The 6180-nt window shown below is 32.4% G+C and carries 7 protein-coding genes; 6 read left to right on the plus strand and 1 reads right to left on the minus strand.

All coding sequences use genetic code 11. From position 1 onward, the window contains the following. Positions 1-121: 121 nt before the first annotated feature. The 5 genes from COE53_RS21895 to COE53_RS21915 all read left to right on the plus strand — a co-directional run bounded on the left by COE53_RS21895 (position 122) and on the right by COE53_RS21915 (position 4260). A complete protein-coding gene (locus tag COE53_RS21895; RefSeq protein ID WP_098948721.1) occupies positions 122-1708 on the plus strand; it encodes a recombinase family protein in 1587 nt (528 codons plus the stop codon). Positions 1709-1842: 134 nt separating this feature from the next. Further along, positions 1843-1998 (plus strand): suppressor of fused domain protein, encoded by a 156-nt coding sequence (locus tag COE53_RS21900; RefSeq protein WP_098948722.1) that lies wholly within the window; start codon positions 1843-1845, stop codon positions 1996-1998. 161 nt (positions 1999-2159) lie between these two features. Continuing rightward, positions 2160-2834 (plus strand): hypothetical protein, encoded by a 675-nt coding sequence (locus tag COE53_RS21905; protein WP_098948723.1) that lies wholly within the window; start codon positions 2160-2162, stop codon positions 2832-2834. Between the two features lie 53 nt (positions 2835-2887). Then, positions 2888-3391: a riboflavin biosynthesis intermediates N-glycosidase gene (locus COE53_RS21910; RefSeq protein ID WP_180242469.1), complete on the plus strand. Its 504-nt coding sequence runs from the start codon at positions 2888-2890 to the stop codon at positions 3389-3391. 362 nt (positions 3392-3753) lie between these two features. Further along, positions 3754-4260 carry a hypothetical protein gene (locus COE53_RS21915; protein ID WP_180242470.1) on the plus strand — a complete coding sequence of 169 codons (507 nt, stop codon included), beginning with the start codon at positions 3754-3756 and terminating at the stop codon, positions 4258-4260. 195 nt (positions 4261-4455) lie between these two features. On the opposite strand, the gene COE53_RS21920 is transcribed toward COE53_RS21915, so the two are convergent. Then, complete coding sequence (locus COE53_RS21920) at positions 4456-5295, minus strand: tyrosine-type recombinase/integrase (protein ID WP_098948726.1); 840 nt, start codon at positions 5293-5295, stop codon at positions 4456-4458. A 529-nt stretch (positions 5296-5824) separates the two neighbouring features. Here COE53_RS21920 and COE53_RS21925 point away from each other — a divergent pair. Beyond that, positions 5825-6070: a hypothetical protein gene (locus tag COE53_RS21925; RefSeq protein WP_098948727.1), complete on the plus strand. Its 246-nt coding sequence runs from the start codon at positions 5825-5827 to the stop codon at positions 6068-6070. The last annotated feature ends 110 nt before the right edge of the window (positions 6071-6180 follow it).

The following is a 6180-nucleotide window of genomic DNA, read 5'->3' on the forward strand; positions in this document are numbered from 1 at the left end:
AGTACCTACTGCATTTTTATAATGCAGTACTTTAAGTTTCATTGTATTATTAATTTTATACTAAATTTTGTACGGTTTTATCCTGTTACACAATATGAATAATTAGAGGGGAGGATTACTTATGAAAATCGTTGAAAAAAATAACATAGCCACTAATATATATAATGTTGCTATTTATTTACGAATATCTCAAGAAAAGAAGGGCGAAAATGCAGACACATTACTAAATCATCGAACTATGTTAATCGAATATGCTAAAGAATGCGGATGGGCATACGATCTGTATCAAGAAGTATTAAGCGGAGGTAAGTCAGATTTAAGTGAACGTCCGCAACTACAACGAATGTTAAACGATATAGAGCAATACGACGGAATATTGGTAGTAGAATTAAGCCGTATAAGCCGTAATGGGCTTATCAGTGAAAAGGTGTTGCAGACATGCGTAGATTATAATAAGCCAATCATTACCAGAGAACGGATTTACGATTTAGCGAATAGCCAATCTGACGTATTAATGTACCGTTTTGGAAGTTTAATTGCGTCACAAGAACACTCCCTAATAGGTGCTCGTAGTAAAAATAATAAGTTATCAATGGTTAAACAAGGTATGCACGTTAGTGGTACTGTACCATATGGATATAAACGAAATAAGGATACTAAAAGGTTAGAAATAGATGAGAGAAGTGCAGATATTATTCGCTACATATTTAAGCTGCAAAATGAAGGATTAGGTAGTTATCGTATACGAGATATCCTTAATGCGGAAGGATATAAAAGTGCAACAGGTAAAGCATTTAACTTACCAAGTATTAGACGTATCATTCGTAATCCAGCTTATAAGGGAATGGTAGTGTTTAATGATCGTAAACGAGTTAAACAGAATGGTAAATATGTATATGTAAACGTTAATACGATAGAAGTAGAAAATGCACACCCCCCAATTGTTAGCGAAGCGGATTGGGAAAAGGCTAACGGTATTCGAGATGCTAGAGCAGAAACAGCAAAGATTATAAGAGAACGACCTAGCTCTGTAACAGGGGTAACTATTTTAAAAGATTTATGTTATTGCCATAACTGCGGTAGAAAGCTAGTGATTTGTAAAAACAATCGAAATGAAAGTTATTACATTAAAGGGTGCGAGTACTTAATGGAGGATGGTACAAAATGCCCCAATATGGGTATAAATGCTATTTACGTTGAAGAGTTGGTAATGGAGGAAGTAAGTAAATTAAGAGGTGAAATAGAGCTAGAAATTGAACGCCTACTTAATAATGATACAACTAATTTAACTGCCAATTTAGAAGAACAGTTAATCCATATAAACGGGAAAATAGAAGTACAAACAAAACAATTTAACAAATTAATTGAATTAGCCATAAATGGAGTATTTACCGTTAATGAAATAGCGAATAAGAAGGAATCGATAACCGATACGATTGAATCACTAAATGCAGAACGTGAAGAATTGACTGTTAGGCTAGCAAATACCAATACTGCAACAGTAACAGAAAAGCTTACTAATGTTTTAACTGTGTTGGATGATATTGAAAATGGTAATGCAGATTCTATGGAGATCAATACGCACTTAAAACGATTTATACGTAAAATATATTATAGTCGTTTGCTAGATTCAGAGTTGATAAATCTATCGCCAAATAACCCTATACGTAGGAATGCACCGTTTACGATTGAATTAGAATACCTATGATAGCATTTGTTATCTAAGGTATTCTTTTGTTGTGATCTAGATGGTTTATTTTTCTTAGTAGATAAAAAATAAAAAAGTAAATGAAATATCATTAAAAAAGATATTTCCTAGTAAATAGTCGTAACAAGCTTATCATGATTAAGAAAAAGAAAGTTACTTGGTTAATGATTGCTTCTATTTCAGAAGAAGAAAAAAATTATGCAGAAGAATATGGAGTAGAAGCATTAGAAACTTTATTCGAAGAGAAACAAATCAATATTTTTGACTTGGAGCGCAATTCTTCAATTTAAATCCTTATTCAACTAACGCAATGCTTTAGTTGAACAACATAATCGGCTTTTTAGCCGATTTTTTTATTAAGCTAAATGGCAGTTTAGTTGCTTAAGGAAATGTTATATAATTTTATATTAACAAAGTGTTTTTGGAGTGAGTAAGGAAGGATGATAGGTACTTGATATCGATACATTTTATGGATTGGGCGAAAAAGCGTCCAAAAAAACACTATAAGCGAATTCACGGAATGAGAATTTTTGAATTGATATTTTCTAAAGAATTAAGTGAGTTTGGAGTGGGTTTAGGAGAATTTAGTTCGATTAAAGTCTTTTGTCTTGCTAATCCCAAAGAGGAACTTTCATTTGAAGATAAAGCTCCTTTTGAAGAGATTCATGTTAATGTTCCATATGATTTTATGACGTTCATAGAAATAGAGTCTGACCAAGAAAAATTTCAGGTTTTTTCTGAATTAGTACGATTGTATATTGTTCCTACAATAGAAAAATATTCAAAATTACCAATAACTACTGTAATAGAGTACGTTGAAAAGGTTCTCGAAAAAATTATTGAACAAAATTATGAAGCTGTATTTTTAGTTGATAAAACACCAAAGAAGAGTCCAAGTCGTAAGAGAATTGCTATTCTAAAAGGAATACATCGCTCAGAAGGATTTCAATTACGCTGCGAGGTCTATAATGAAAAGGGACTAAGAATTATTGATAAGCTATTGGTAGAAGAGGTTGGAAATGAAACTGTATATGCAAGATTTCTTGGAACACTTCGATGGGAAAGTGAAGACTTAATTGTTGTAAAGTCAAAATCGAGCCAATGGATGGCAGAAATTCATATTTGATCCTTATTGAACTAACTCATGCGTTAGTACAATTAAGAAAAGGAGAAGTGAAAATGAGAGAAACGAATCATTTCGTGTTCTTTTGGAAGGGAGACGACATTTTTTCAAACTTTTACTATGCGCCTTTTATACATCAAGGCATTGAATTCAAATGGTCAGAGCAAGCCGTCATGTACCGTAAAGCAAAATTGTTTGGGGCGGATGAAATTGCCTTGCAAATTTTGAAAGCCAAAACACCAAAAATGTGTAAAGACTTAGGTAGAAGTCGTCAAATTCCTTTCAGAGAAGATGTTTGGAAAAATGCAAGGGAAACAATTTATAAAGAAGTATTAGTAGATAAATTCTCTGTTCCCAAGTTAAAGGCAAAACTTTTAGCAACAGGAGATAAAATTCTAGCTGAAGCAAGCCCATATGATACAATTTGGGGGATAGGTTATGCAGAAAATCATTGTTATGCTGAAGATCCTGCAAAATGGATAGGGTTAAATTTGTTGGGAAAAGTGCTTATGGAAGTAAGGGGAGAACTTGCTGAAAAGGTTTCAGTGCAAGAAAAGTAAGAATGATTTTTATTCCACAATTCTTATTCAGCTAACACATGCATTTGCCATCCATGAATCAAAGATTCACAACAGTGAATGGAAGTTTAAATCGTTTTCCCATAGTAGTTGAACAACACTATCGACTGTTTAGTCGATTTTTTTATTGAAGTAAATGGCAGTATAGTTTAATAAGAAAAGAAGGAAATGATGTTCATTTTATTGAAATAAGTGTAATTAATTGTTGTGTATACCTATTGGTTTATTAAAAAAATATTCGCCATATTAGGAGAGGGAAAATATTAAACAAATTGTTTCAGCTAATTATATCTCAAGTGGCACAATACTTTTTGCATTAGGGAGGAAAAGCAATGAAATACTGTATGGAATTTGATGATACCAACTTTATTGGAATAGCTAACGCTGAACAATATAAATCATTCGTGGATGAAGATTGGGAGTTTGATATTCTCCTAAACCATTTTGCATCTGAAATGAAAAAGGGACATATTTTGGTTTTTCAAATGACTGAAGAAGGTATTGAACATTCTTGGAAAGTTGACGTAAAAGTTGGAACAAAAGAAATTAGTCCTAAATGCTTTCGGAGGTCTGTAGGCTACATACGGGTAACAGATGATCAATTATTTTTGGTAGACTATGGATGCCTAACGATGGCAGCGCAGTTTGAAGATGAAAAAGTACCAGATAAAAATTGTTCAAATTATAGAATAGAGATTGATAGTGGCATATATAGGGTCGAATTTATTCAATTTTATAATGTTGATGAAGATGAATATATTGGAACAAATAACACAGACATTCTATTGAATTTCATAAAGGTATCTAACTTTGAACCGATAGTTGATAGTGTCTTTTGGTGTACATATTAAGTCAGTAGGCAATAAAAAAATATATTATGAAATCCATCAGGTCTACAATAAAATTCAGACTGTTGCTTATACAACTACCATGGGAGTACGATATAAACTTCCATTCACTGTTGTGAATCTGAGGATTCATGGATGGCTAACGCATGCATTAGCCTTATAAGTATCCATTATTAAAAGGACCGTGCAGGTCCTTTTTTAAAAGTATTTGCAGTATTGATCTTGGCGTTGCTTTCCACTTAGTTTCGCATATATTCGTGTTGTTTCACTCTTTTCGTGACCTAATAAACTTTGGATTAATTCAAGTGGAGCTCCGTTATCCATTAAATGAGTTGCGTAACTGTGCCTTAGTTGGTGGGGAGAAATCTTTTTGTTAAACTCTGCATGTAAAGAAACCTCCTTAATTATATGGCGCGTTTGAGCAATACTTAACCGACGAGGTGCTCTTTTGGTTACAAATAATGCAGGATCTTCATCATGTCGTTCGTTTAAGTATCTAAATAACCAAATTTCAGCACGAATATTGAAGTATACTTCTCTTTCTTTATCACCTTTTCCTCGTACTATTACGGAGTGATTCGTCCAATTTATATCATTTTTATTTATTAAGACAATTTCGCCGATACGGCATCCTGATGAATACATAAACTCAATTATTGCATGTTCTCTTGGTGTATTACAGGCTTCCCGAAGGAGTTCAATTTCCTTAACAGTTAAGAATTTAGGAATTCTGGTTCCAGCTTTTGGTTCTTTTAGCTTTGAGGAGGGGTTACTATGAATTTCACCCTCTTCATGAGCCCAACGGAATAAAGATTTTATAAAACGAACTCGATGTGCTAGACTTGCAGGTTTTAACTTTTCTCCAACAAATACAAGATACTCTTTCAAAGCATCAGTATTGATCTGAGCAATGTTAATATCACCGAAATGTTTAATTAATAGTGTTGCCTGTATTTTATATGCTTTTAGAGTAGTTGTTGAGTATCCTTCAATTAACTTATCATTATAGTAACTTTTCCATGCTTTAGATAATAACATTAATGAATTCCCTCCAATAATTGGTGTTTTACCAGGCATTATTGACGAAATTCATGATTTATAGGTGGGGTAAAACTAGAAGAGGATCAAATATTATGGAACTAAATGGCAGGTTAGTTGAACAAAAAGGTTCTTAATCTAAGGATAGAATTATATTAAATAAATATACTTTCAGAGTTAGTTGAAAGTAAAACTAAAATAAAAAGGATGAAAAAAATGAGTTTCTTATCATATATAGTGTTTAAATTGAGACCACTTTTAGAGTTAATCAATACTATTGCATTAGTTTATATAGCTTTTGCGTTAAAGAAATTAAAGAAATGAATTAAAATCAACATAATCTTCTTCAACTAACGCATGCATTAGTTGAACAACAAGATCGGCTGTTTAGTCGATTTTTTTTATTCAACAAAATGGCAGGATAGTTGAATAAGGACAGGACACTTTAAATAAAAAATAGAATATATAATAATAGAGTTTTTGATTATATAAAGAGGGGATTTTTATTAAAAAGAAAAGAGGGATGGGAATGCAATGCCCAAAGAAGTATTGTTTCCATTGGGTGGGAGAAGGCGATATTCATTTGCCATTTGTGTTTTCGGATATAAAAAAGGCAATGAAAATCACTAATAAGGCAAAATCAGCAAAAGAGGGATATTGCGGCTGTTCGTTCGGTAGTTGTATTAGAAAAAGTAATAACTTAACACATAAAGACTGGTACGAACCTAATGAACCAGAAATTGAGAAGGATGGGCTTCCCTTAGACCACTTCTAAATCAAATAGATTGTAATAAAGCTTAGTCTAATTGCGATATTTCTTTCCTAATTTTTATGAAAAGCCATTGTCACTTAAATAGAGTTATGTAACTAAACCAGCTAATAGTT

It is taken from the genome of Bacillus sp. AFS029533 (genome assembly GCF_002585125.1).
Classification (GTDB): domain Bacteria; phylum Bacillota; class Bacilli; order Bacillales; family Bacillaceae_G; genus Gottfriedia; species Gottfriedia luciferensis_B.

Bases quoted from the DNA above. Each gene is read 5' to 3' on its own strand.
- COE53_RS21895 (WP_098948721.1), top strand. From the start codon at position 122: ATGAAAATCGTTGAAAAAAATAACATAGCCACTAATATATATAATGTT.
- COE53_RS21900 (WP_098948722.1), top strand. From the start codon at position 1,843: ATGATTAAGAAAAAGAAAGTTACTTGGTTAATGATTGCTTCTATTTCA.
- COE53_RS21910 (WP_180242469.1), top strand. From the start codon at position 2,888: ATGAGAGAAACGAATCATTTCGTGTTCTTTTGGAAGGGAGACGACATT.
- COE53_RS21915 (WP_180242470.1), top strand. From the start codon at position 3,754: ATGGAATTTGATGATACCAACTTTATTGGAATAGCTAACGCTGAACAA.
- COE53_RS21920 (WP_098948726.1), bottom strand. From the start codon at position 5,295: ATGTTATTATCTAAAGCATGGAAAAGTTACTATAATGATAAGTTAATT.
- COE53_RS21925 (WP_098948727.1), top strand. From the start codon at position 5,825: ATGCAATGCCCAAAGAAGTATTGTTTCCATTGGGTGGGAGAAGGCGAT.